Source organism: Geodermatophilus sp. URMC 64, assembly GCF_053502555.1.
This window is the reverse complement of sequence record NZ_CP199955.1, coordinates 1,436,656-1,460,216: the sequence shown is the minus strand read 5'-3', so window position 1 is coordinate 1,460,216 and position 23,561 is coordinate 1,436,656. Positions and strand designations below refer to the sequence as shown.

Here is a 23,561-nt window from a genome sequence, read left to right as displayed (position 1 = left end):
AGCGTGTGACGTCGTCACCTCATCGTCCCAGGTGACCCGCTACCGCGGGCAACTGCTCGGCTCCCCGCCGGGTTCCCGTCGCTAGTGTTCCGCCGTGTCCCCAGGAAACGCGGTGCTCAGCGTCCTCGGTGAGTTCGTCGTCGACCTGATCCCGAACCCGTCCGCGGGCGCCGGACCGGAGGGGACGGCGCCGCACTACATCGCCCGCCCGGGCGGCAACGCGCTCAACGTCGCGGTGGCCGCGGGCCGGCTGGGCGCACCGGTGCGGCTGCTCGCCCGGCTGGGCACCGGGCCCCTGGCGCCCGCGCTGCGCCGGCACGCCGAGCTCTCCGGGGTGGGCCTGGAGGGCCTGGTGACGGCGCAGGAGCCGGTGAGCCTCGCCGTCGTCGGCCTGGGCCCCGACGGCTCCCCCGACTACGGCTTCCACGTCCTCGGCGCCGCCGACTGGCAGTGGACCGACGCCGAGCTCGCGGCGGTGTTCGGTGAGCTGCCCGGGATCCTGCACGTCGGCTCGATCTCCAGCTGGACGCCGCCGGGGTGCGACGCCATCGCGGCCCTGGTGGCGCGGCTGGACGACGAGGGCCGCACGCTGATCAGCGTCGACCCCAACATCCGGCCGATGCTCGCCGACGGTCCGGTCGGCGCGAGCCTCGGCAACAGCGCCGCCGCGGTGCGCGACCGGCTCGACCGGCTCGTCGCCCGGGCCGACGTGGTCAAGGTCAGCGCCGAGGACCTCGGCTGGCTGGAGCCGGGCACGGCCGACCTGGACGCCGCCGCCCAGCGGTGGGCGCAGCGCGGCCCCGGCCTGGTGCTGCTGACCGACGGCGGGGCGCCGCTGCGGGTCGCGCGGCCCGGCCGCCCGCTGCTGCACCGGAGCCCGCCGCGGGTGACCGTCGCCGACACCGTGGGCGCCGGCGACTCGCTCGCCGCCGGCCTGCTCAGCGGCCTGCTGGAGGCAGGGGTGACGACCCGAGCCGCGCTCGACGACCTCGACGACGAGCGGCTGACCGCGATCCTGGACGACGCGGCGCTGGTCGCCGCCCTCAACTGCACCCGGGTCGGCGCCGACCCGCCGACCCGCGCCGAACTCGCGGCGGCGCGCGCCTCCCTGGCCGGGCGGTGAGCGCCGGCCTGCGGCTGGTCGGCATCGAGGAGCTCTCCGCTGCGGCGCTGCGCACGCGCCTGCTGGCGGCCGCCGGCGAGTTCTGGGCCGGCACGCGGCTCGAGGAGGACGAGGTCCGTGCCCGGCACGACCCGGTGTTCTTCGCCCAGTTCGGCGGCTTCGGCGCGGTCGCGCTGACGCCCGACGACCGGGACGCCGGTTATCTGCTCGGGGTGGTGACCGCCGACCGGCTGGCGGTCGTCCACGCCCTGGCGGTCCACCCGGCCTTCCGGCGCACCGGCGTGGCCGGCGCGCTGCTCGACCGGTTCACGGCACTGGCCAGGGGGCTGGGCGCGCGGGCGGTGCAGGCGGTGGTGGTGCCCGGCGACCCGGCGGTGACCGCACTGGCCGCGCGGCTCGGGGCGCACGCCGCGGTCTCCCCCGGCCACGCCGGCCCGGGCGCGGACCGGACCGTGCTCACCGCGATTCAGTAGCCGGACGGCAGCGGCTGCGCGAGGACGGCGGCCAGGCGGGCGGCGGCCCGGTGCCGCGGCCCCGACCGGCCGGGCTGCAGGACGACGCCGAGCAGCCAGCGGGCGGCCAGCTCGGCGGCCTCGTCGTCCACCGCCAGGGCGCTCGCCAGCCGGCCGCTCACCTCGGGCCAGCGGTCGGTGCCGAGCAGCCCGGCGAGCAGCTCCGGTTCGGTCTCGGCCAGCCGGCGCAGCACCGGGTGCCCGGCGCACTCGTCGGCGAGAGCCGCAAGCGCCTGGTCCGGCGGGAGCCCGGCGGCCAGGGAGGTCAGCCGGTCCAGCTCGGTGGCCAGCAGCGCGCGGGCGACCTCGTCCTTGGTCCGGAAGTGGTTGTAGAGCGTGGCCTTGGCCACCCCGGCGGCGCTCGCGATCGACTGCATGGTGGCCCGGCGCAGCCCGGAGGCCGCGAACGCCCGGGCGGCGCCGTCGAGCAGCCCGCGGCGGGTGCGGTTCATCGCGTTGCCGCCGCGGGTGTGCGCTCCCGGGACGTGCGCGGGCGGGCGGGACGACAAGGGCCGCGTCAGGCGGCCAGCGAGACCGCCCCAGCGCGACGCGCGGCGGCCCGTGCGGACTGCCCGGCGCCGACGAGAGCCAGCGCGGGCTCGGCGCTCGCCGCCGGCTGCTCCGCCGCGGTCTCGGCGGCCTTGTCCCCGGACGGCGTGAGCGGGCGGACGGTGACGGGCGCCGGCGAGCCGGCCCGCAGCGAGTCGCTGACCTCCGCCAGCAGGTCGGCGAGCTCCACGTCGAGGGCGTCGCAGATGGAGGCGAGCAGCTCGGAGGAGGCCTCCTTCTGCCCGCGCTCGACCTCGGACAGGTACCCGAGGCTCACCCGGGCCTTGCCCGAGACGTCGCGCAGGGTGCGGCGCTGACGCAACCGGTGGCCGCGCAGCGAGTTCCCCAGCTGGGTGCGCAGCAGCGTCATGGCCGTCTCCTGTCCTGCAGTGGGAAGCGGCGGCGCCCCGAGGGGCGCCGTGCGCTCACGGTACGCGGCGCCACCGACGGGAACCCACCCGACCGGCCCGCGTCCGCTCATGGCGTAACGCCGTGGTCAGGGACGGCGTTCCCGCCCCCGGCCAGCATCGCGAGGAGCCGCTCGTAGGCGGCCGCGACCGCGCCCTCGCGCACCGCCTGCCGGTCCCCCGGTAGGTCCCAGCCGGGTGATGTCGGTGCGCCGTCCGTCGGCGACGCCCCCGCGGCCCTCCTGCAGGCGCCCGGCGCGAGCTTGCGAGTGGCGGGGGGCAGGAGGGTCCTTTGTCTGACCGGGCCGTGCGCGGCGAGCAGGTCCTCGGGCCCGCCGGCCAGGACCGCCTTGAGGTCGGTGGCGTGGACGACGGCGCCACGGCGGCGGGGTCGGCGGTCACGCCGCCGTGTCGGTGACCGAGCCCGAGCCGCCCGTCGTCCCGGCCTCGCGGCGGGCCGCCGCGCGGGCCATGGCGCGGGCACTGGTGCGGCGCAGCATCAGCGCCCGGTAGACGTAGTCCAGCCCGGTGATGACGGTGAGCACGAGCGCGACGCCCATGACCCACCAGCGGGCGCTGGCCAGGACCCCCGACAGCGGCAGGATGTAGAGCCCGATCGCCAGCGCCTGCAGCACCGTCTTGGCCTTGCCGCCGCGGCTGGCGGCGATCACACCGTGCCGGATCACCCAGAACCGCAGCAGGGTGACGCCCACCTCGCGGACCAGGATCGCCAGGGTCACCCACCACGGCAGCAGCCCGAGCACCGACAGCCCGATCAGCGCGGTGCCGGTGAGCGCCTTGTCCGCGATGGGGTCGGCCAGCTTGCCGAACTCGGTGACCTGGCCGCGGCGGCGGGCGATCATCCCGTCGTAGCGGTCGGTGATGATCGCCAGCGCGAAGAACAGCGTCGCCCAGTAGCGGCCGGCGGTGGAGGCGCCGTGGTCGGAGAGCAGCAGGACGGCGAACAGCGGGACGACGGCCAGCCGCAGCACGGTCAGCGTGTTGGGCAGGTTGAGCAGGCGCGCGGTCTGGGGCGGCGTCGCGGCCGGGTCAGGAGCGACGTCACTCACCGCTGTCACCGCCCGGCCGGTACGGCGGCGGGCTGCAGCGCAGCGGCGACCAGGTCGACGCCGTCGGTGCCGACGACCTCGGCGGTCACGATCGAGCCCGGGACGACGCCGTCGGGCACCCCGGTCACGGTCGTGGTGCCGTCGCTGTCGGGATCCTGGTGGGCGGCCGAACCGGTCCACTCGCCGTCCCCGAGGTTCTCGAGCAGCAGGACGTCGACCCGCTCGCCGAGGCGGTCCTCGGCGCGCTGCGCGGTGAGCTCCTCGACCAGGTCGGTGATCCTGCGGACGCGGGCGTCGATCTCGGCCTGGTCCAGCTTGCCGGACAGGCCGATCGCCTCGGTGCCCTCCTCGTCGGAGTAGCCGAAGACACCCACCGCGTCGAGGCGGCCCTCGGTGAGGAAGCGCTCGAGCTCGGCGACGTCGTCCTCGGTCTCGCCGGGGAAGCCGAGGATCACGTTGGTGCGGAACCCGGCGGTCGGCGCCAGCGCGCGGGCGCGCTCGATCAGCCCGAGGAAGTCGTCGGTGCCGCCGAACCGGCGCATCCGGCGCAGCAGCGCCGGCGCGGAGTGCTGGAAGGACAGGTCGAAGTACGGCGCGACGCCGTCGGTCCCGGCGATCACCTCGAGCAGCCCGGGCCGCAGCTCGGCCGGCTGCAGGTAGGCGACGCGCACCCGGGCGATGCCCTCGACCGCGGCCAGCTGCGGCAGCAGTTTCTCCAGCGAGCGCAGGTCGCCGAGGTCCTTGCCGTAGGAGGTGGAGTTCTCGCTGACCAGCACGAGCTCGGTCACGCCCTGCGCGGCCAGCCACTGCGCCTCGGAGAGCACCTCGGCCGGCGGCCGGGAGACGAACGCCCCGCGGAAGGCCGGGATCGCACAGAAGGCACAGCGGCGGTCGCAGCCCGAGGCGAGCTTGAGCGCGGCGGACGGACCGCCGGTCAGCCGCCGCCGGCGCAGCCAGTCGTGCCCCGGGATGGCGGCCTCGACGGCGGCCCCGGTGCGCTCCACCGGGCTGATCGGCAGCAGCGTGCGCCGGTCCCGCGGCGTGTGCGGCACCAGCGGTCGCCCCGCCAGGACGTCGTCCAGCCGGTCGCCGATCTGCGCGTAGTCGTCGAAGCCCAGGACCGTCGCCTCGGGCAGCGCACCGGCCAGCTCCGAGCCGTAGCGCTCGGCCATGCATCCCACGGCCACCACCGGAGCGCCGGAGTCACCCGCCGCGAGCAGCGCGTCGACGGAGTCCTTCTTGGCGCTCTCGATGAAGCCGCAGGTGTTGACCAGGACCGCGTCGGCCGCGTCGGCGTCGTCCACCAGCTCGTAGCCGTCGGCGGCGAGCCGGCCGGCGAGCTCCTCGGAGTCGACCTCGTTGCGGGCGCACCCGAGGGTGACCACCGCCACGGTGCGGGCATGGCGGGGCAGAGCTGTCACCGGTCCATCGTAGTGGCCCTCTGCAGGGTCCCGCCGCGAGCTCGCGAGTGGCGGGGGGCAGGGGGTCCTTCATCACTCGGCCCCGCCGCCGCGGATGGTGAACAGCGTGGCCTCGAGCTCGTCGGGCTTGATCAGCACGTCGCGGGCCTTGGACCCCTCGGACGGGCCGACGATGCCGCGGCTCTCCATGAGGTCCATGAGCCGCCCGGCCTTGGCGAAGCCGACCCGCAGCTTGCGCTGCAGCATCGACGTGGAGCCGAACTGGCTGGTGACGATGAGCTCCACGGCCTGCAGCAGCAGGTCGAGGTCGCCGCCGATGTCCTCGTCGATCTCCTTCTTCTCCCCGGCGGCACCGGCGGAGAAGACCTCCTCGCGGTACTCCGGCTCGGCCTGGCGCTTGGTGAACTCGACGACCGCCTCGATCTCGGTGTCGGACACGTAGGCGCCCTGGACGCGCATCGGCTTGCCCGCCCCGATGGGCAGGAACAGCGCGTCGCCCATGCCGATGAGCTTCTCTGCGCCCGGCTGGTCGAGGATGACCCGGCTGTCGGTGAGGCTCGAGGTGGAGAACGCCAGCCGCGACGGCACGTTGGCCTTGATCAGGCCGGTGACGACGTCGACCGACGGCCGCTGCGTGGCGAGGATCAGGTGGATCCCCGCGGCACGCGCCTTCTGGGTGATCCGGACGATGTAGTCCTCGACGTCGCGCGGGGCGACCATCATCAGGTCGGCGAGCTCGTCGACCACCGCGAGGATGTACGGGTACTCCCGGTACACCCGCTCGCTGCCGGGCGGGGCGACGATCTCGCCCTTGGTCACCTTGCGGTTGAAGTCGTCGATGTGCCGGACCCCAGTGGCCCGCATGTCCTGGTAGCGCTGCTCCATCTCCTCGACCAGCCAGGCCAGCGCGGTGGCGGCCTTCTTGGGGTCGGTGATGATCGGCGTGATCAGGTGCGGGATGCCGTCGTACGGCGTGAGCTCGACCATCTTCGGGTCGACCAGGATCAGCCGCAGCTGCTCCGGGGTGGCGCGGATCAGCAGCGAGGTCAGGATCGAGTTGACGCAGCTGGACTTACCGGCACCGGTGGCGCCGGCGACGAGCAGGTGCGGCATCTTCGCCAGGTTGGCGCAGACGAAGCCGCCCTCGATGTCCTTGCCGAGGCCGACCAGCATCGGGTGCGGGTCCTGCTTGGCCGCGCCGGAGCGCAGCACGTCGCCGAGGCTCACCGTCTCGCGGTCGGTGTTGGGCACCTCGATGCCGACCGCCGACTTCCCCGGGATCGGCGCGAGGATCCGGATGTTGTCGTTGGCCACCGCGTAGGCGATGTTCTTGGTCAGCTGGGTGATCTTCTCGACCTTGACCGCGGGGCCCAGCTCGACCTCGTAGCGGGTGACCGTCGGGCCGCGGGTGAAGCCAGTGACGGCGGCGTCGATGTTGAACTGCTCCAGCACGCCGGTGATCGCCTCGATGGCGACGTCGTTGGACTTCGACCGAGCCCGCGGCGGCGTGCCCGGCCGCAGCATGGTCACCGAGGGCAGGGTGTAGTCGCCCTCGACCGGCTGGATGGACAGCTGCTCGGGCTCGGTGACCGGCTCGAGCTCCTCCGGCGGCGCCGTCCGGTCGACGGGCTTGGGGCGTGCGACCGGGACGGGGGGCAGCTCCGCCTCCAGCACCACCGCATCGGCCGCCGCGTCGAGGGCTCCGGTGTCGATCGGGCCGGTGGTGAGCATGTCCTCGGACACGGCCGTCTTGCGGCGGCCGCGCGCGGGCTGCTCCTCGAGGTCCTCCTCGACGTCCTCGTCCTCGTCCTCGTACTCGTCCTCGTCGTACTCGTCGTCGTCTCGGCCGACCATGCGGTCGGCGAGCTCGCGCAGCCGCTCGGGGATCTGGTGCACCGGCGTCGCGGTGACGACCAGCAGGCCGAAGAAGGCGACCAGCACGAGCAGGACGACGGCGACGACGGCGCCCACGCCCGCGGACAGCGGGGTGCCGACCGCCCAGCCGGCCAGCCCGCCGGAGCCGGGGCGGCCCTGCGAGGGGCCGTTCTGCGCGCCACCGCCGACGACGGAGGCGATGCCGAGCACGGACGCGGTCAGGCAGAACCAGCCGACCACGAGCCGGCCGCGCGCCTCAGGGTTCGGCGGGTGGCGCAGCAGGCGCAGCGAGATGAAGAAGAAGAACACCGGCAGGACGACGACCACCGAGCCGACGATCCAGCGGCTGCCGTCGGCGATCGCCGCGCCGACCGGGCCGATGCCGTTGGTCCACACCGCGGCGCCGAGCACGACCGCCAGCCCGAGCACGGCCAGGCCGACGCCGTCGCGGCGGTGCTCCGGGCCGAGCGGCTCGGCCTCCTCGGGGCGGGCGATCGAGCGGGCCAGCCCGCCGACACCCTTGGCCAGCAGCGACCAGCCGCCGCCGACGATGCGCAGCAGGCCGCCGCTGGACTTCTTCCGGGCGGCCGGCTTGCGGCCGCCGGCGGCGGGCCGCTTGGCGGGTGCCCGCTTGCGGGACGCCGTCGACCCGGAGCGGCTCCGGGAGGACGCCGCCGGCCGGCGGGTCGGCGTGGTGCGGGCAGGCATGCGTCAGACGGTAATCCTGGGTGCACCCCTGATCGGGCAGGCACGACGTCGTGTCCCCCACCTACGGTTTGCGGCATGGAGCTCCCCTACGGCAGCTGGCCCACCCCGATCACCTCGGAGCTCGTCGTGCTCGCCGCCGCCCGGCCGAGCGGGGTCGCCGTCGACGGCGACGACGTCTGGTGGGGCGAGTTCCGCCCCGGCGAGGGCGGCCGGACGGCGGTCGTCCGGAACGGCGCCGAGCTCCTGGCCTCGCCGTGGAACGCCCGGACCCGGGTGCACGAGTACGGCGGCGGGTCGTGGACGGTCGCCGGCGGCACGCTGTGGTTCACCGAGTTCGCCGACCAGCGCCTGTACCGGCTCGGCCCGGGCGCGGGCGAGCCGGTCGCGGTGACGCCCGAGCCGCCGATCCCCGCGGGCGTCCGCTTCGCCGACCTCGCCGTGCTCCCCGACGGGGCGGGCGTGCTCGCCGTCCGGGAGACGCACACCGACAGGGGCGCCGCGGCCGACGTCGTCAACGAGATCGTCCGGATCGCCCCCGACGGCTCGCAGACCGTCCTCGTCACCGGGCCGGACTTCGTCTCCGACCCGCGCCAGGCTCCCGACGGCGCCACCCTGTCGTGGCTGCAGTGGAACCACCCCGACATGCCCTGGGACGCCGCGCAGCTGGTCGTCCGGGCGCCCGACGGCACCGAGACGGTGGTCGCGGGCGGCGGGGGCGAGTCCGTGGTGTCGCCGACCTGGGCCGCCGACGGGACGCTGTGGTTCCTGTGCGATGCCACCGACGTGTGGTCCCTGCATCGCCGGCGCCCGGACGGGCAGGTGGAGCTGGTGCTCGACGTGGGCTGCGACATCGCCGGCCCGCAGTGGCAGTTCGGGCAGCGCCGCTTCGCTCTCCTCGACGACGGCCGCGTCGTGCTCGCCTTCGCACGGGAGGGCGCCGACCGGCTCGGCGTCCTCACCCCGGACGGCGACCTGCGCGAGCTCGACCTGCCGTACGCCGCGTTCGGCTCGCTGGCCGCGCAGGGTGCCGCGGTCGTGTGCGTTGCGGGCGGGCCGACGAGCGAGCCGGTCGTGCTGCGGGTCGGGGTGGACACCGGCGCCGCCGAGGTGCTGCAGCCGGCCCGCGACCTGGGCCTCGACCCGGCGTGGTTCTCTATGCCCGAGCACACCACGTTCGCGACCGAGGACGGCGGGACGGGCATCGCGGAGGCGCACGCGCTGGTCTACCCGCCGGCGAACCCCGAGGTGACCGCCCCCGCGGGCCAGCGGCCGCCGCTGCTCGTGGTCGTGCACGGCGGGCCGACCGCCGCGGCGTCGTCCGTCCTCGACCTGTCGGTGCAGTACTGGACCTCCCGCGGGTTCTGCGTCGCCGACGTCGACTACCGCGGCTCGACCGGCTACGGCCGCCGGTACCGGGAGGCCCTCAAGGGCCGCTGGGGCGTCGTGGACCTCGACGACGTCATCGCCTGCGCGCGGTTCCTCGCCGACGCCGGGCGGGTGGACCCGGCCCGGATGGCGATCCGCGGCGGCTCGGCCGGGGGCTACACGACCCTCGCCGCGGTGACCATGCGGCCCGGCGTGTTCACCGCCGGCGCGAGCCACTACGGCGTCGCCGACCTCGCCGCGCTGGCCGCCGACACGCACAAGTTCGAGTCGCGGTACCTCGACGGCCTGGTCGCGCCGTATCCCGAGGGCGCCGACGTGTACACCGAGCGCTCACCGCTCACCCACGTGGACGCGCTGGACACCCCGCTCGCCGTCTTCCAGGGCGAGGAGGACGAGATCGTGCCGCCGGAGCAGGCGGAGGCGATCGTCGCCGCGCTGCGGGAGAAGGGCGTCCCGCACGCCTACCTGCTCTTCCCCGGCGAGCAGCACGGGTTCCGGCGCGCGGAGAACATCCGCACCGCCCTGGACGGCGAGCTGTCCTTCTACGCCCAAGTCTGGGGCTTCGCCCTGCCCGCGGAGGAGGGCATCACGCCCATCGAGGTGAGCGGAGGAGATCCGCGCGCGTGACGCGCACGAATCTCCTCCGCATCACACCTCGAGAACGGTGGGGATGATCATCGGGCGGCGGCGGTGCTTGTCGGACACCCACTTGCCCACCGTCCGGCGGATCAGCTGCGAGAGCCGGTGCGGGTCGATCTCGTCGTCCTCCAGCGCGCGCTTCAGGTTGTCCTCGACGAGGGTCAGCACCTCGTCGAAGGCCGACGGGTCGTCGGAGAAGCCGCGGGTGGACAGGTGCACCGGCCGGACGATGGTCCGCGTCGAGGGTTCGACGACGACGGTCAGCGCCACGAAGCCCTCGTCGCCGAGGATCCGGCGGGCCTGCAGCGATTCCTCCCCCACGTCACCCACGTTGAGCCCGTCGACGTAGACGTCCCCGATCGGCACCGACCCGGTGATCGAGGCCTTGCCGTCGACCAGGTCCACCACCACGCCGTTCTCGGCCAGCAGCACCCGGTCGCTGCTCATCCCGGTCTGCTCGGCCAGCGCCGCGTGCGCCCGCAGGTGCCGCCACTCGCCGTGCACGGGCATCAGGTAGTGCGGCTTGGCCACGTTGAGCAGCGTCCGCAGCTCCCCGGCCGGGGCGTGCCCGGAGACGTGCACCATCGCCGTCTCCTTGTGCACGACGGTCGCGCCGAGCCGGGCCAGCCCGTTGATCACCTTGTAGACGGCGGTCTCGTTGCCGGGCACGAGCGAGGAGGCCAGCACGATCGTGTCGCCGGCCTCGATGGTGACCTGGTGGTGCTCCCCGCGGGCCATCCGCCCGAGCGCCGACAGCGGCTCGCCCTGCGACCCGGTGCTGACCAGGACCACCTGCTCCGGCGGCATCGACGTCGCTTCGTCCAGCGACACCATCAGCCCGGGCGCCACCCGCAGCAGCCCGAGATCGCGCGCGACGCCCATGTTGCGGACCATCGAGCGGCCGACGAACGCGACCTTGCGACCGTGCATCTCCGCGGCGTCGAGGACCTGCTGGATGCGGTGCACGTGGCTGGCGAAGCTGGAGACGATCAGCCGCTGGGTGGCCCGGCGGAAGACGTCCTCGAGCACGGGGCCGATGGCCCGCTCGGAGGTGACGAAGCCCGGCACCTCGGCGTTGGTGGAGTCGGCCAGCAGCAGGTCGATGCCGCCCCGCACGCCGAGCCGCGCGAACGCGCCGAGGTCGGTGAGGACGCCGTCGAGCGGCAACTGGTCCATCTTGAAGTCGCCGGTGTGCACGACCGTCCCGGCCGGCGTGTGGACGGCGACGGCCAGCGCGTCGGGGATCGAGTGGTTGACGTTGATGAACTCGCAGTGGAACGGCCCGGCGACGTGGTCGTCGCCGGCGGCGACCTCGACCAGCGTCGGGTCGATCCGGTGCTCGCGCAGCTTGGCGCTGACCAGCGCGAGCGTGAACCGCGATCCCACCAGCGGGATGTCGCCGCGCAGCCGCAGCAGGTAGGGCACCGCGCCGATGTGGTCCTCGTGCCCGTGGGTGAGGACGACGGCGGCGATATCGCCGAGGCGGTGCTCGATGACCCCGAAGTCGGGCAGGATCAGGTCGACGCCCGGCTGCTCGGCCTCGGGGAACAGGACGCCGCAGTCGATGACCAGCAGCGCGCCGTCGTACTCGAGGACGGCCATGTTGCGGCCGATCTCGCCGAGCCCGCCGAGGGCCATGACGCGCAGGCCGCCGTCCGGGAGCGGCGGCGGCGCTTGCAGATCGAGATGGGGCTGGGCCAGCTGACCGGTCACGGAACGATTCTGCCCGCACCGGTCACGGGGTGATTCCCCCGGCCGCGAGATCGGCGCGCAGCTGCGCGACCTGTTCGGGGGTGGCGTCCACCAGCGGCGGACGGACCGGGCCGCCGGGCAGGCCGAGCTCGCGCAGCGCCGCCTTGATCAGGATGACCCCCTGGGTGCGGAAGATGCCGGTGTAGAGGGGCAGCAAGGTCTCGTTGACCGCGCGCGCCTTGACCAGGTCGCCGGACTCGACCGCGGCGATCAGCTCGGCCATGCGCGGACCGGCGATGTGGCCGACGACGCTGACGACCCCGACCGCGCCCAGGGCCAGCAGCGGCAGGTTGAGCATGTCCTCGCCGCTGTAGTAGGCCAGGTCGGTGCGGGCGAGGGTCCAGGCGACGGAACCGAGGTCGCCCTTGGCGTCCTTCACCGCGACGATCCGCGGGTGCTCCGCGGCCCGGACCAGGGTCTCCACCTCGATGGGGACGACGGTCCGCGGCGGGATGTCGTAGAGCATCACCGGCAGGTCGGTCGCGTCGGCGACCGCGGTGAAGTGCTTGAGCAGCCCGGCCTGCGGCGGCTTGTTGTAGTACGGGGTGACGACGAGCAGGCCGTGCGCGCCGATCCGCTCGGCGTCGCGGGCCTTCTCGATCGAGTGCGCGGTGTCGTTGGTGCCGACGCCGGCGACGACGACGGCCCGGTCGCCCACGGCGTCCAGCACCGCCTCCAGCACCGCCCGCTGCTCGGCGTCGGAGATGGTGGGCGACTCCCCCGTCGTCCCGGAGATGACCAGCCCGTCGTGCGCGCACCGGTCCACCAGGTGGGCGGCGAGCTCCTGCGCACCGGCGAGGTCGATCGTCCCGTCCTCGGCGAGGGGCGTCACCATCGCCGTCAGCACGCGCCCGAAGGGCCGCGCGGGATCGATGCTCATGGGAGGAATCTACCGACCCCGAGCAGCGGACTCAGCCCTCCCGACGACGTCCGCGCGCCAGCGTGTCAGGGCCCCGGGAACCGGGCTGCCGGCCGAGCCGGCACCCGCCTCCCGGCGCCACCAGGTGACGGCGAACCGGAGACCGCCCGAGGAGGGCAGCCACCCCTCCGCCGGCACCCGCATCGCCGGCTCCCAGTCGCCGTCGAGCCGCGGCGCCCAGGTGTCGCCGGGAAACCGGCCGTCGACCTCGGTGACCACGACCTCGGCGGCGTGCGGCAGGAAGGCCGTGTAGACCCCGCCGCCGCCGATCACCCACAGCTCGTCGTGCGCCGCGAGGACCTCCCCGACCGAGGTCGCCACCGGCACCCCGGCATCGGCGTCGGTGAGCGTCGTGCTGAGCACGACGTTGCGCCGGCCCGGCAGGGGCCGCACCCGCGGCGGCAGCGACAGCCAGGTCCGGCGGCCCATGACCACCGTCGAGCCGAGGGTGAGCGCGCGGAACAGCCGCAGGTCCTCGGGCAGGTGCCAGGGCAGTGCGCCGTCGGCCCCGATGATGCCGGCGGCGTCCTGCGCCCAGACGAGGCGGACCGTGCTCTGCACCCCTGACCTCGCGAGCTCCGTCAGACCGCGACCGCGGCGCGGATCGCCGGGTGGGGGTCGTAGTCGTGCACGTGGAAGTCGGCGTAGTCGTACTCGAACAGCGACGGCGCCCGGTCGATCGTCAGCCGCGGGAACGGCCGGACCTCGCGGGAGAGCTGCTCACGCACCTGGTCGACGTGGTTGGCGTACACGTGGCAGTCCCCGCCGACCCAGATGAGGTCGCCGGGCTCCAGGCCGACCTGCTGGGCGACCATCTGGGTGAGCAGCGCGTAGCTGGCGATGTTGAACGGCACGCCCAGGAACAGGTCCGCGCTGCGCTGGTAGAGCTGGCAGGACAGCCGGCCGTCGGCCACGTAGAACTGGAACATCGCGTGGCACGGCGCCAGCGCCATCTCCGGCAGCGCCCCGACGTTCCACGCGGAGACGATCATGCGCCGCGAGTCCGGGTCGGAGCGGAGGGTCTCGAGCACCTGCGAGATCTGGTCGATCGCGCCGCCGTCGGGTGCCGGCCAGGACCGCCACTGCACGCCGTAGACCGGGCCGAGGCCGCCGTCCTCGGCCGCCCACTCGTCCCAGATGGAGACGCCGTGCTCCTGCAGCCACCGGACGTTGCCCTCGCCGCGCAGGAACCACAGCAGCTCGTAGGCGACCGACTTGAAGTGCACCTTCTTCGTCGTCACCAGCGGGAAGCCGCGGGACAGGTCGTAGCGCAGCCGCTCCCCGAAGGCGCTGGTCGTGCCGGTGCCGGTGCGGTCGGACTTCGGGGTCCCGCTCTCCAGCACCCGGCGCAGCAGGTCTTCGTACTGGGTGTCAATCGTCCGGTCCGCCACGGCCGTCGACTCTAGGCGCGGATCAGCCTTCGGCCACGTAAGGGCTCGCGGCCACCTCGGTGCCGTCGGCCAGCCGGCTGATCCGGAAGTCGCTGAAGACGTGGCCGGCGACCGCCTGCAGCTCCCGCAGGCACGCGATCGCCAGCTCGCGGATCTCGACGTCGGCGTGCTCGCTGGCCCGCATCGCGATGAAGTGCCGCCAGGCGCGGTAGTTGCCGGTGACGACGATGCGGGTCTCGATGGCGTTGGGCAGCACCGCGCGGGCGGCCTGACGGGCCTGCTTGCGCCGCAGCGTGCCGTTCGGGACGTCGGCGAACCGCTTCTCCAGGGCCTCGAGCAGCTCGCCGTAGGCCGCCAGCGCGGCGTCGGTGGCGGCGAGGAACTTCTCGTGCAGCTCCGGGTCGTCGGCGATCACGGCCGGCTCGACGACGGCGGCGTCGCCCTCGGGCACGTACCGCTGGGAGAGCTGGCTGTAGGAGAAGTGCCGGTGCCGGATCAGCTCGTGGGTCAGCGAGCGGGACACCCCGGACAGGTACAGGCTCACCGTCCCGTGCTCGAGCACCGAGAGGTGGCCCACCTCGAGGATGTGCCGCAGGTAGCCCTCGTTGGTCGCCGTCGCCGGATTCGGCTTGCTCCAGGACTGGTAGCAGGCCCGGCCGGCGAACTCGGCGAGCGCCTGACCACCGTCCGCGTCGGTCTCCCAGGGCACGTCGGCCGGGGGATCGAAGTGGGTCTGGGCGATCACCTGGACCTTGAGCCGCACGATCGAGGGCACGGCGCGGAGCCTACGGCGCGCCGGGTCCCGACATCACGACGACTGCAGTATGGCATTGCTATGGCGTCACCGTGGTGCCATGATGACGCCATGGACAACTGGACCTACACCGAGGAGCTCCGGGCCCGGCTGCGCCAGCCCCGGAGCCGGCACGCCGGACGCGACCACGACCGCGACGTGGCGCGCCTGCTGTCCCCTTGGCGGAGGCACCGCGGCGGCCCCGAGACCGTCGTGCGGGGGGACTGACGCCACCATGGCGTCCATGGATCTCAGCGACTACGTCGAGGCTCTGCGCACCTCCCTGACCGCGGCAGCGGCCGCCGGCGGCGAGCAGGCGCGGGAGACCGCCCGCCTGCTGGCCGACACGATGGAGCCCGCCGTCCGGCTGACGGTGACCAACGCGCTGTCGGACATGGCGGCCGAGGTCACCGCGGCGCTCGAGGGAGGCCTCGTCGACATCCGCGTGCGCGGACGCGACCCCGAGGTCGTCGTCGTCCCGCCCGTGCACCACGAGCCGGCCGAGGAGCCCGAGGCTCCCGACGAGGACGCCGGGGACGACGACGGGTCGGTCGCCCGCATCAGCCTGCGCCTCCCCGAGCAGCTCAAGTCCCGCGCGGAGGCGGCCGCGGCCGCTTCCGGCGTCTCGCTCAACGCCTGGCTCGTGCGAGCGGTCTCGGGTGCGCTGCGCGAGCCCCGCCCCGGTCCCCCGCCCGGCCGTGGCCCCCGCCGCTACTCCGGCTTCGCCCGCAGCTAGCCGTCTTCTGGAGGAATCGTTGGACACGCGCACGCACCGCTTCCCCGTCGGCGCCGGCCCGTTCGCCGTCGAGATCCGCAACCCCGCCGGCTCGGTCGACGTCGACGCGGTCGAGGGCACGACCGAGTACGTGGTCGAGATCGCGCCCCTCGACAGCGCCGCCGAAGAGCTCGTCGACCGCGTCGACCTGTACCTCGCCGGCTCGCGGCTGCGGGTCGCCGTTCCCGAGCGGCGGCTGCAGCTGCGCACTCCCGCCTTCGCACTGCGGGTCACCGTCCCCACGGGCACCGCCGCCCGCGTCGCCGTCGCCTCGGCCGACGTCGAGCTCCGGGGTGAGCTCGGCCGGGTCGAGCTGACCGGGGCCAGCGGCGACTCCGCCGTGGAGTCCTGCACCGACCTGCAGCTGCGCACCGCCAGCGGGAACGCCCGGATCGGCACGGTGTCCGGCCGGGCGACCGTCGGCTCTGCGTCGGCGGACCTGCGGGTGGAAGAGGTGGGCGCCGGCCTGGAGGTGAAGACGGCGTCCGGGGACGTCGAGGTCGGCTCCGCCGGGGGCGACGTCTCGATCAACACCGCGTCCGGGGACGTCGGCATCGACCGGGTCGCCGGGGGCAAGGTGGGCGTCAAGACCGTGTCCGGAGACGTCTCACTGGGCGTCGTCCCGGGCCTGCGGGTCTGGCTGGACCTCGCCAGCGTGTCCGGCCGGATGGAGTCCCTGCTCGACGAGGAGGGACCGGACGGCGACGGGCCGGCCCAGCTGCGGGTCGCGGTACGGACCGTCTCCGGCGACCTGCGCATCCGGCCGGCGACCCGGGCATGAGCCACGGGGTCAGCCCGCCGCGGCGGCCGGTCCCAGCACTGCCTGCAGGTCGGGCGCCAGATCTCCCCGGTCGGTGACGGCGACGGCGTCCAGCTCCAGCCACCCGGCCATGAGCGCCAGCTCGTCGGCCAGCTCCGCGGCGACCAGCGCACGGTCGACGCCGTCCTCGGCGAAGGCCGACTGCACGCGCAGGACGCCGGCCTGCCGGTCGGCCTTGAGGTCGACCCGGCCGACCAGGCGGTCGCCCAGCAGGAAGGGCAGTACGTAGTAGCCGTGCACCCGCTTGGCCGCGGGCGTGTAGATCTCCAGGCGGTAGCGGAAGCCGAAGATGCGCTCGACCCGCGGCCGTTCCCACACCAGCGAGTCGAACGGGCTGAGCAGGGCGCGGGCGCGGATCCAGCGCGGCCGGCGCGCCGCCGGGTCCAGCCAGGCGGGCGCACCCCAGCCGTCGACCTCGACCGGGTGCAGCTCGCCGGCCTCGGCCAGCTCGGCGATCGCCTGCCGCGCCGGCGCGGGCTTGAGCCGGAAGTAGTCCCGCAGGTCCCGCTCGGTCGCCACCCCGAGCGCCCGGGCCGCCGTGCGGATCAGCTCGCGGAACGCCGCCCCGGGCTCGGGGGTCGGGACGGCCAGGACCTCGGCCGGGAGGACCCGCTCGGTGAGGTCGTAGACGCGCTCGAAGCCCGCGGTCCGGTGCCGTGCGGTGAGCACACCGGTGTAGAAGAGCCACTCGAGCGCGACCTTGCCGGCGTGCCAGTTCCACATCGTCCCCGGCCGCTCGGGCCTGGCCTCGAGCAGGTCGCTCGCCTTGAGCGGGCCCTGCTCGCGCACCCGGTCGAGCATCTCCGCGACGTAGCCGGGCCGCTCGCGCTGGAGACGGACCATCGACCCCCAGGCGTGCTGCTCGGCGGCGGCCATGCGCCAGCGCAGGTACGGCTGCAGCCGCACGGGCAGGTACGAGGCCTCGTGCGCCCAGTACTCGAAGAGCTCGCGCCGAGGCCCGGCGAGGTCGTCGAGAGCCGCGCGGGGGTAGGGCCCGAGCCGGCTGAACGCGGGCAGGTAGTGCGAGCGGGACAGCACGTTGACCGAGTCGATCTGGACGACGCCGAGCCGCGCGGTGAGCCGGCGCAACTGCCGGGTGTCGACGAGGCCGGTCGGCCGCGGCTCGGCGAAGCCCTGGGCGGCGAGGGCGATGCGCCGGGCCAGGGCCGCCGGCAGGCGCTCGGCTCGGGTGCTCACCCGATGGATGGTGCCGTTCCGGTCCGACAGGTTCAGGTCGGGGCTAGGTCGGCTCCACGGGCAGCGCTCGCCGGGCGCTGCGCGATTCGGCCGTGATCACCAGTGCGACGGCGACGATGATCACCGCGCCGCCGATCAGCACCGGGGCGCTGAGCGGCTCGTGGAGGAACAGCGCGCCGAGGCCGACGGCCACGGCCGGGTTCACGTAGGCGTAGGTGGTCACCAGCGAGACCCGCGCGTGGGCGAGCAGCCACACGTACGCGCTGTAGGCGACGAGGCTGCCGACGACGACGAGGTAGCCGAAGGCGAGCCAGGACGCCCCGTCGACGGCGCCGAGGTCGACCCGCGCCCACTCACCGCCCACCGAACCGAGGGCGACCATGACCGTGCCACCGGCCGCCATCTCGACGACCGTGGTGGCGAACGGGTCCGCCGGCAGCGGGCGCCGGGTCGCGAGCACCGTGCCGACCGACCAGAGCAGCGAGCTGAGGCAGACCAGCAGGAGCGGGCCGATCCCGTGCTCGCCGCCGAAGCCCGGCCGCAGCAGCACGCCGACCCCGGCGATGCCCAGGACGAGGCCACCGACGGTCGCCGCCGCGGGCCGGTCCCCGAACAGCGCCCGGAGGACGACGACCCACAGCGGCGTCGCGGCGATGAGCAGTGCGGCCAGCCCCGAGTCGACGTACTGCTCGGCGACGGCGACGAGCCCGTTGCCGCCCACGAGCAGGAGCAGCCCGCAGGCCGCGGCAGTGGCCAGCTGGCCGCGCGTCGCGCGCAGCGCCGTCCGGCCGCGGGTGGCGAGGACGACGAGCAGCAGCAGCGTGCCGGCGAGCAGGAAGCGGCAACCCATCGCCAGGAACGGCGGCAGATCGGCGACGGTGTACTTGATGGCCAGGTAGGTCGAGCCCCAGACCACGTAGACGATCGCCAGGGCGCCGACGACGCCTGCGGTCACCGGCCGGGTGCCCGCCGACGGGCGGGGTGCGCTGTTCTCGCGCGTCGTCGTCACTCCCCGATTCCAGCACCCGCGCCGCCGCCCGTCCGAGCCGGTCCGGTGCGCGTCCTACGCTGCCGGGGTGGACGCCGCCAGCCCCTTCCCCCGCTTCTCGGGGACGGCGGAGGTCTCGGTCCGGCCGGCCCGGGCCGACGACGCCGCCGCGGTCGCGCGCGTCCAGCTGGTGACCTGGCGGACCGCCTACCGCGACGTCCTGCCCCCCGCCGTCCTCGACGACTGGGACGACGCGGCCGCGACGGAGTCCTGGCGCGCCGCGGTGACGACGCCGCCGACGCCCGGCCACGGCGTCCTCGTGGCCGTCGAGCGCGACGACGTGGTGGGCTTCGCGGCCTACGGCCCTGCCGAGCTCGCCCGCGGGGAGGAGCCGGACCCGTCCGGGCCGACGACGGAGATCGCCACCCTGCTGGTGGAGCCGCGCTGGGGCCGGCGCGGCCACGGCAGCCGGCTGCTCGCCGCGGTGGCCGACCTGGCCCGCGCGACCGGCGCCGCCCGGCTGCAGGTGTGGTTGCCGGAGGCCGACAGCGTCTCCGCCCGGTTCTTCGAGTCCGCGGGCTGGGCGCAGCAGGGCTGGGCGCGAACCCTGGACACCGGCGGCGAGCCGCTGCGCGAGCTCCGCTGGCACACGATGCTCGACGACGTCGTCGACGACGGGGAGGAGACCCGGTGACGTTCGAGGGGTTCCCGGACGAGGGGCTGGTCTTCTACGAGGGCCTCGAGGCGGACAACAGCAAGACCTACTGGACCCGGCACAAGGCCGACTACGAGGCCCACGTGCACAAGCCGATGCTGGCGCTGCTCGAGGAGCTGGCGCCGGAGTTCGGGACGGCGAAGATGTTCCGCCCGTACCGCGACGTGCGGTTCAGCCACGACAAGACGCCGTACAAGACGCACGCCGGCGCGGTCGTGGCCCCCGACGGGCGGGGAGCCGGCGCCTGGTACGTGCAGATCTCCGCGGACGGGCTGATGGTGTCCGGCGGCTCCTGGCGGCTGGAGTCCGACCAGGTCGACCGGTTCCGCCGGGCTGTGGCCGACGACGTGCAGGGACCGCGCCTCCAGCAGGAGGTGGAGCGACTGGCCGCCGCCGGCTTCAGCATCGACGGCGAGCGCCTGACCCGGGTGCCCTCGGGGCACGCCGCCGACGCGCCCCGGGTGGAACTGCTGAAGCACAAGTCGCTGCACGCCAGCCGCCGCTGGGAGCCGGCCGACTGGCTGCACCAGCGGCAGGCGCTCGACGAGGTGCGCGCGGCCTGGCGCGAATTGCACCCGCTGAACCTGTGGCTCGCCGACAATGTCGGAGCCACGACCAAGGAACCCCGCCGCTGACGGCACCGCCGGCCCGTCTTGTCGCGGCAAAGCGCGTGCGCTTTATCCCGATGAAGCGCAGGGGGTGCGGGCATGGCGAACGGGGCCCGCTGCCTGGTGGCTGGGGCCCCGTTCGGGAGGTGGTGTCCGGCGGCGTCCTACTCTCCCACCCCGTCCCCGGGGCAGTACCATCGGCGCTGAGAGGCTTAGCTTCCGGGTTCGGAATGGGTCCGGGCGTTTCCCTCTCGCCATGGCCGCCGTAACGCTGTGAACATGTCAAACCGGGCACCCCGGGTGGGGGTGGGCTGGTTTGTGCGTTCAGAACCGCACAGTGGACGCGAGATCTCCCTGCCGCTGCCGGCAGGAGAACAAGTAGATGAGTGTGTCAAGTCCTCGGCCTGTTAGTACCGGTCAGCTGCACACCTTGCGGTGCTTCCACTTCCGGCCTATCAACCCGCTGGTCTGGGCGGGGGCCTTACCCTCTCGTGGAGGTGAGAGACCTCATCTTGAAGCGAGCTTCCCGCTTAGATGCTTTCAGCGGTTATCCCTGCCGAACGTAGCCAACCAGCAGTGCACCTGGCGGTACAACTGGCACACCAGAGGTTCGTCCGTCCCGGTCCTCTCGTACTAGGGACAGCTCTTCGCAAGTCTCTTACGCGCACGGCGGATAGGGACCGAACTGTCTCACGACGTTCTAAACCCAGCTCGCGTACCGCTTTAATGGGCGAACAGCCCAACCCTTGGGACCTACTCCAGCCCCAGGATGCGACGAGCCGACATCGAGGTGCCAAACCATCCCGTCGATATGGACTCTTGGGGAAGATCAGCCTGTTATCCCCGGGGTACCTTTTATCCGTTGAGCGACACCGCTTCCACCTGCCGGTGCCGGGTCACTAGTCCCAGCTTTCGCTCCTGCTCGACCCGTCGGTCTCGCAGTCAAGCTCCCTTGTGCACTTGCACTCGACACCTGATTGCCAACCAGGCTGAGGGAACCTTTGGGCGCCTCCGTTACATTTTGGGAGGCAACCGCCCCAGTTAAACTACCCACCTGACACTGTTCCTGATCCGGATCACGGACCGAGGTTAGACATCCAATTCGACCAGAGTGGTATTTCAACGGCGACTCCACGAACACTGGCGTGCCCGCTTCCCAGTCTCCCACCTATCCTACACAAGCCGAACCGAACACCAATATCAAGCTGTAGTGAAGGTCCCGGGGTCTTTCCGTCCTGCCGCGCGTAACGAGCATCTTTACTCGTAGTGCAATTTCGCCGAGCCTGTGGTTGAGACAGCTGAGAAGTCGTTACGCCATTCGTGCAGGTCGGAACTTACCCGACAAGGAATTTCGCTACCTTAGGATGGTTATAGTTACCACCGCCGTTTACTGGCGCTTGAGTTCTGAGCTTCGCCCCGAAGAGCTAACCCGTCCCCTTAACGTTCCAGCACCGGGCAGGCGTCAGTCCGTATACCTCGTCTTACGACTTCGCACGGACCTGTGTTTTTAGTAAACAGTCGCTTCTCACTGGTCTCTGCGACCCCCTCCCGCCGCCCACCGCGAGGGTGTTGACGGGCTGGGGTCCCCCTTCTCCCGAAGTTACGGGGGCATTTTGCCGAGTTCCTTAACCACAGTTCGCTCGATCGCCTCGGTATTCTCTACCTGACCACCTGAGTTGGTTTGGGGTACGGGCCGCTCGGAACTCGCTAGAGGCTTTTCTCGGCAGCATAGGATCATCGAATTCGCCTCATTCGGCTATGCGTCAGGCCTCACCCTGATGTGGAGCGGATTTGCCTACCCCACGGGCCACACCCTTGCACCGGTCCTACCACTCACCGGCCCGACTACCTTCCTGCGTCACCCCATCGCTTGCCTACTACCAGTCCGGGTCCCACGCTCCGCCGCGCCTCGCTCGAAAGCTCGGCGCGGTTTCGGGTGGTTAGCATCGCCGGGTTCGGCATGGGCGCTCCTTCGCGGGTACGGGAATATCAACCCGTTGTCCATCGACTACGCCTGTCGGCCTCGCCTTAGGTCCCGACTCACCCTGGGCGGATTAGCCTGGCCCAGGAACCCTTGGTCTTCCGGCGGGGGAGTTTCTCACTCCCCTCTCGCTACTCATGCCTGCATTCTCACTCGCGTGGCGTCCACGGCTGGATCCCTCCGCCGCTTCACCCACCACGCGACGCTCCCCTACCCACCCCAGCCCCTGGCCGCCGACTCGAGGCCGGCGGCGGGGACGTGCTGAAGTGTCACGGCTTCGGCGGTGTGCTTGAGCCCCGCTACATTGTCGGCGCGGAACCACTTGACCAGTGAGCTATTACGCACTCTTTCAAGGATGGCTGCTTCTAAGCCAACCTCCTGGTTGTCTCTGCGATCCCACATCCTTTTCCACTTAGCACACGCTTCGGGGCCTTAGCCGATGATCTGGGCTGTTTCCCTCTCGACTACGAACCTTATCGCCCGCAGTCTCACTGCCGCGCTCTCACTTACCGGCATTCGGAGTTTGGTTGACTTCAGTAAGCTTGTGGGCCCCCTAGGCCATCCAGTGCTCTACCTCCGGCAAGAAACACGCGACGCTGCACCTAAATGCATTTCGGGGAGAACCAGCTATCACCGAGTTTGATTGGCCTTTCACCCCTACCCACAGCTCATCCCCCAGGTTTTCAACCCTGGTGGGTTCGGTCCTCCACGCGGTCTTACCCGCGCTTCAACCTGGCCATGGGTAGATCACTCGGCTTCGGGTCTAGAGCACGCGACTCAAAGGCGCCCTGTTCGGACTCGCTTTCGCTACGGCTACCCCCCACGGGTTAACCTCGCCACGTACCACTAACTCGCAGGCTCATTCTTCAAAAGGCACGCAATCACCCCGCCACACGGATGCGGCTAAGGCTCTCACGGCTTGTAGGCACACGGTTTCAGGTACTATTTCACTCCCCTCCCGGGGTACTTTTCACCTTTCCCTCACGGTACTTGTCCGCTATCGGTCACCAGGGAGTATTCAGGCTTAGCGGGTGGTCCCGCCGGATTCACACCGAATTCCACGGGCTCGGTGCTACTTGGGAAACAGATCCGGGAGGCGACACGCTTTCGTGTACGGGGCTCTCACCCTCTACGGCGACCCCTTCCAGAGGCCTTCCACTAACGACGCCGCTTTCTCACTCCCCGCCACTCCGGCAGAAATGGCTGGATCGTCCCACAACCCCGACCGCACAACCCCTGCCGGGTCTCACATGCGACCGGTTTAGCCTCCTCCGCTTTCGCTCGCCACTACTCACGGAATCACGGTTGTTTTCTCTTCCTGTGGGTACTGAGATGTTTCACTTCCCCACGTTCCCTCCACACGCCCTATGTGTTCAGGCGCGGGTCACACCACATGACTGGTGCGGGGTTCCCCCATTCGGACACCCTCGGATCAACGCTCGGTTGGCAGCTCCCCGAGGCTTATCGCAGCCTCCCACGTCCTTCATCGGCTCCTGGTGCCCAGGCATCCACCGTGTGCCCTTACCAACTTGACACAACAAAACCCCACCCACACCACCACACCCCCGAAGAGGGTCCGGCGATCCGGGCGGGCCTACACACCCTGCAAAACAGAGTCAGAAGATGCTCGCGTCCACTGTGCAGTTCTCAACGAACAAACAGCCACCGGTTGAGCCTCCGCCGCCGGCCCCGGGAACCCACGGCCCCGGGCGGTACGACAGACAACCGGCCCTGTCGGCAAGGAAGCATGCCCGCTCCCTCAGGACCCAACAGCGTGCCTACGACCGACCCCCCCGAGCACACCGCGCTCCACGCACCCCGCGGACGGGAGTGCAGTACTAGCGGCGCCCACCGGACGCACCGGCCGAACTGGTCAGCGTTCCACCCTCGAGCACCACCCAGACGACCCGGCAGCACCCACCACGGGCGCCG

The 23,561-nt window shown here is 72.4% G+C and carries 20 protein-coding genes and 2 rRNA genes; 8 read left to right on the top strand and 14 right to left on the bottom strand.

From position 1 onward, the window contains the following. The first annotated feature begins 94 nt into the window (after positions 1 to 94). Both ACWIYF_RS07245 and ACWIYF_RS07240 read left to right on the top strand, forming a co-directional pair. Entirely contained in the window at positions 95 to 1,123 is a 1,029-nt protein-coding gene (locus ACWIYF_RS07245) for a PfkB family carbohydrate kinase (RefSeq protein WP_448627437.1), read from the top strand. Further along, positions 1,120 to 1,596, top strand: coding sequence for a GNAT family N-acetyltransferase (locus ACWIYF_RS07240; protein WP_448627436.1), 477 nt, complete (start codon positions 1,120 to 1,122; stop codon positions 1,594 to 1,596). The genes ACWIYF_RS07245 and ACWIYF_RS07240 overlap by 4 nt, the downstream gene beginning before the upstream one ends. Here the strand turns inward: ACWIYF_RS07240 and ACWIYF_RS07235 are convergent. The 5 genes from ACWIYF_RS07235 to ACWIYF_RS07215 all read right to left on the bottom strand — a co-directional run bounded on the left by ACWIYF_RS07235 (position 1,590) and on the right by ACWIYF_RS07215 (position 7,665). After that, positions 1,590 to 2,087 carry a TetR family transcriptional regulator gene (locus ACWIYF_RS07235; protein ID WP_448627435.1) on the bottom strand — a complete coding sequence of 166 codons (498 nt, stop codon included), beginning with the start codon at positions 2,085 to 2,087 and terminating at the stop codon, positions 1,590 to 1,592. The genes ACWIYF_RS07240 and ACWIYF_RS07235 overlap by 7 nt on opposite strands. Before the next feature lie 65 nt (positions 2,088 to 2,152). After that, positions 2,153 to 2,554: a helix-turn-helix domain-containing protein gene (locus ACWIYF_RS07230; protein WP_448627434.1), complete on the bottom strand. Its 402-nt coding sequence runs from the start codon at positions 2,552 to 2,554 to the stop codon at positions 2,153 to 2,155. A 435-nt stretch (positions 2,555 to 2,989) separates the two neighbouring features. Further along, positions 2,990 to 3,661 carry a CDP-diacylglycerol--glycerol-3-phosphate 3-phosphatidyltransferase gene (gene pgsA, locus ACWIYF_RS07225; RefSeq protein ID WP_448627433.1) on the bottom strand — a complete coding sequence of 224 codons (672 nt, stop codon included), beginning with the start codon at positions 3,659 to 3,661 and terminating at the stop codon, positions 2,990 to 2,992. Between the two features lie 5 nt (positions 3,662 to 3,666). Continuing rightward, positions 3,667 to 5,082 carry a 30S ribosomal protein S12 methylthiotransferase RimO gene (gene rimO / locus ACWIYF_RS07220; RefSeq protein ID WP_448627432.1) on the bottom strand — a complete coding sequence of 472 codons (1,416 nt, stop codon included), beginning with the start codon at positions 5,080 to 5,082 and terminating at the stop codon, positions 3,667 to 3,669. Positions 5,083 to 5,154: 72 nt separating this feature from the next. Continuing rightward, positions 5,155 to 7,665, bottom strand: coding sequence for a DNA translocase FtsK (locus ACWIYF_RS07215; protein ID WP_448627431.1), 2,511 nt, complete (start codon positions 7,663 to 7,665; stop codon positions 5,155 to 5,157). Between the two features lie 75 nt (positions 7,666 to 7,740). On the opposite strand from ACWIYF_RS07215, the gene ACWIYF_RS07210 reads away from it, so the two are divergent. Next, complete coding sequence (locus ACWIYF_RS07210) at positions 7,741 to 9,678, top strand: prolyl oligopeptidase family serine peptidase (protein WP_448627430.1); 1,938 nt, start codon at positions 7,741 to 7,743, stop codon at positions 9,676 to 9,678. A 21-nt stretch (positions 9,679 to 9,699) separates the two neighbouring features. On the opposite strand, the gene ACWIYF_RS07205 is transcribed toward ACWIYF_RS07210, so the two are convergent. Genes ACWIYF_RS07205 through thyX form a run of 5 tightly spaced genes read right to left on the bottom strand, consistent with a single transcriptional unit; the run spans position 9,700 to position 14,527 of the window. Beyond that, positions 9,700 to 11,403 carry a ribonuclease J gene (locus ACWIYF_RS07205; RefSeq protein WP_448627429.1) on the bottom strand — a complete coding sequence of 568 codons (1,704 nt, stop codon included), beginning with the start codon at positions 11,401 to 11,403 and terminating at the stop codon, positions 9,700 to 9,702. Positions 11,404 to 11,425: 22 nt separating this feature from the next. Continuing rightward, on the bottom strand, positions 11,426 to 12,322 hold the full coding sequence (gene dapA / locus ACWIYF_RS07200) for a 4-hydroxy-tetrahydrodipicolinate synthase (protein ID WP_448627428.1): 897 nt from the start codon (positions 12,320 to 12,322) through the stop codon (positions 11,426 to 11,428). A 9-nt stretch (positions 12,323 to 12,331) separates the two neighbouring features. After that, positions 12,332 to 12,922 (bottom strand): dihydrofolate reductase, encoded by a 591-nt coding sequence (locus ACWIYF_RS07195; protein ID WP_448627427.1) that lies wholly within the window; start codon positions 12,920 to 12,922, stop codon positions 12,332 to 12,334. A 20-nt stretch (positions 12,923 to 12,942) separates the two neighbouring features. After that, on the bottom strand, positions 12,943 to 13,752 hold the full coding sequence (locus ACWIYF_RS07190) for a thymidylate synthase (RefSeq protein WP_448627426.1): 810 nt from the start codon (positions 13,750 to 13,752) through the stop codon (positions 12,943 to 12,945). 22 nt (positions 13,753 to 13,774) lie between these two features. Further along, positions 13,775 to 14,527: an FAD-dependent thymidylate synthase gene (thyX, locus tag ACWIYF_RS07185; protein WP_448627425.1), complete on the bottom strand. Its 753-nt coding sequence runs from the start codon at positions 14,525 to 14,527 to the stop codon at positions 13,775 to 13,777. 90 nt (positions 14,528 to 14,617) lie between these two features. Between thyX and ACWIYF_RS07180 the strand changes: the two genes are divergently transcribed. The 3 genes from ACWIYF_RS07180 to ACWIYF_RS07170 are packed head-to-tail and all read left to right on the top strand — an operon-like array spanning position 14,618 to position 16,101. Beyond that, positions 14,618 to 14,773 carry a hypothetical protein gene (locus ACWIYF_RS07180; protein ID WP_448627424.1) on the top strand — a complete coding sequence of 52 codons (156 nt, stop codon included), beginning with the start codon at positions 14,618 to 14,620 and terminating at the stop codon, positions 14,771 to 14,773. A gap of 16 nt (positions 14,774 to 14,789) precedes the next feature. Next, entirely contained in the window at positions 14,790 to 15,281 is a 492-nt protein-coding gene (locus ACWIYF_RS07175; protein ID WP_448627423.1) for a toxin-antitoxin system HicB family antitoxin, read from the top strand. A 19-nt stretch (positions 15,282 to 15,300) separates the two neighbouring features. Further along, a complete protein-coding gene (locus ACWIYF_RS07170) occupies positions 15,301 to 16,101 on the top strand; it encodes a DUF4097 family beta strand repeat-containing protein (RefSeq protein WP_448627422.1) in 801 nt (266 codons plus the stop codon). Positions 16,102 to 16,110: 9 nt separating this feature from the next. Here ACWIYF_RS07170 and ACWIYF_RS07165 read toward each other — a convergent pair whose 3' ends face one another. Continuing rightward, positions 16,111 to 17,337 (bottom strand): winged helix-turn-helix domain-containing protein, encoded by a 1,227-nt coding sequence (locus tag ACWIYF_RS07165; RefSeq protein ID WP_448627421.1) that lies wholly within the window; start codon positions 17,335 to 17,337, stop codon positions 16,111 to 16,113. A gap of 43 nt (positions 17,338 to 17,380) precedes the next feature. Then, a complete protein-coding gene (locus ACWIYF_RS07160; RefSeq protein ID WP_448627420.1) occupies positions 17,381 to 18,346 on the bottom strand; it encodes an EamA family transporter in 966 nt (321 codons plus the stop codon). 67 nt (positions 18,347 to 18,413) lie between these two features. Between ACWIYF_RS07160 and ACWIYF_RS07155 the strand changes: the two genes are divergently transcribed. After that, entirely contained in the window at positions 18,414 to 19,019 is a 606-nt protein-coding gene (locus ACWIYF_RS07155) for an N-acetyltransferase family protein (RefSeq protein WP_448627419.1), read from the top strand. Beyond that, positions 19,016 to 19,675: a DUF2461 domain-containing protein gene (locus tag ACWIYF_RS07150; RefSeq protein ID WP_448627418.1), complete on the top strand. Its 660-nt coding sequence runs from the start codon at positions 19,016 to 19,018 to the stop codon at positions 19,673 to 19,675. Before ACWIYF_RS07155 ends, ACWIYF_RS07150 begins: the two co-directional genes overlap by 4 nt. Before the next feature lie 124 nt (positions 19,676 to 19,799). Here the strand turns inward: ACWIYF_RS07150 and rrf are convergent. Together rrf and ACWIYF_RS07140 are read right to left on the bottom strand one after the other, a co-directional pair. Next, positions 19,800 to 19,916, bottom strand: a 5S ribosomal RNA gene (rrf, locus tag ACWIYF_RS07145). A 119-nt stretch (positions 19,917 to 20,035) separates the two neighbouring features. Then, positions 20,036 to 23,164, bottom strand: a 23S ribosomal RNA gene (locus ACWIYF_RS07140). Positions 23,165 to 23,561 lie beyond the last annotated feature (397 nt).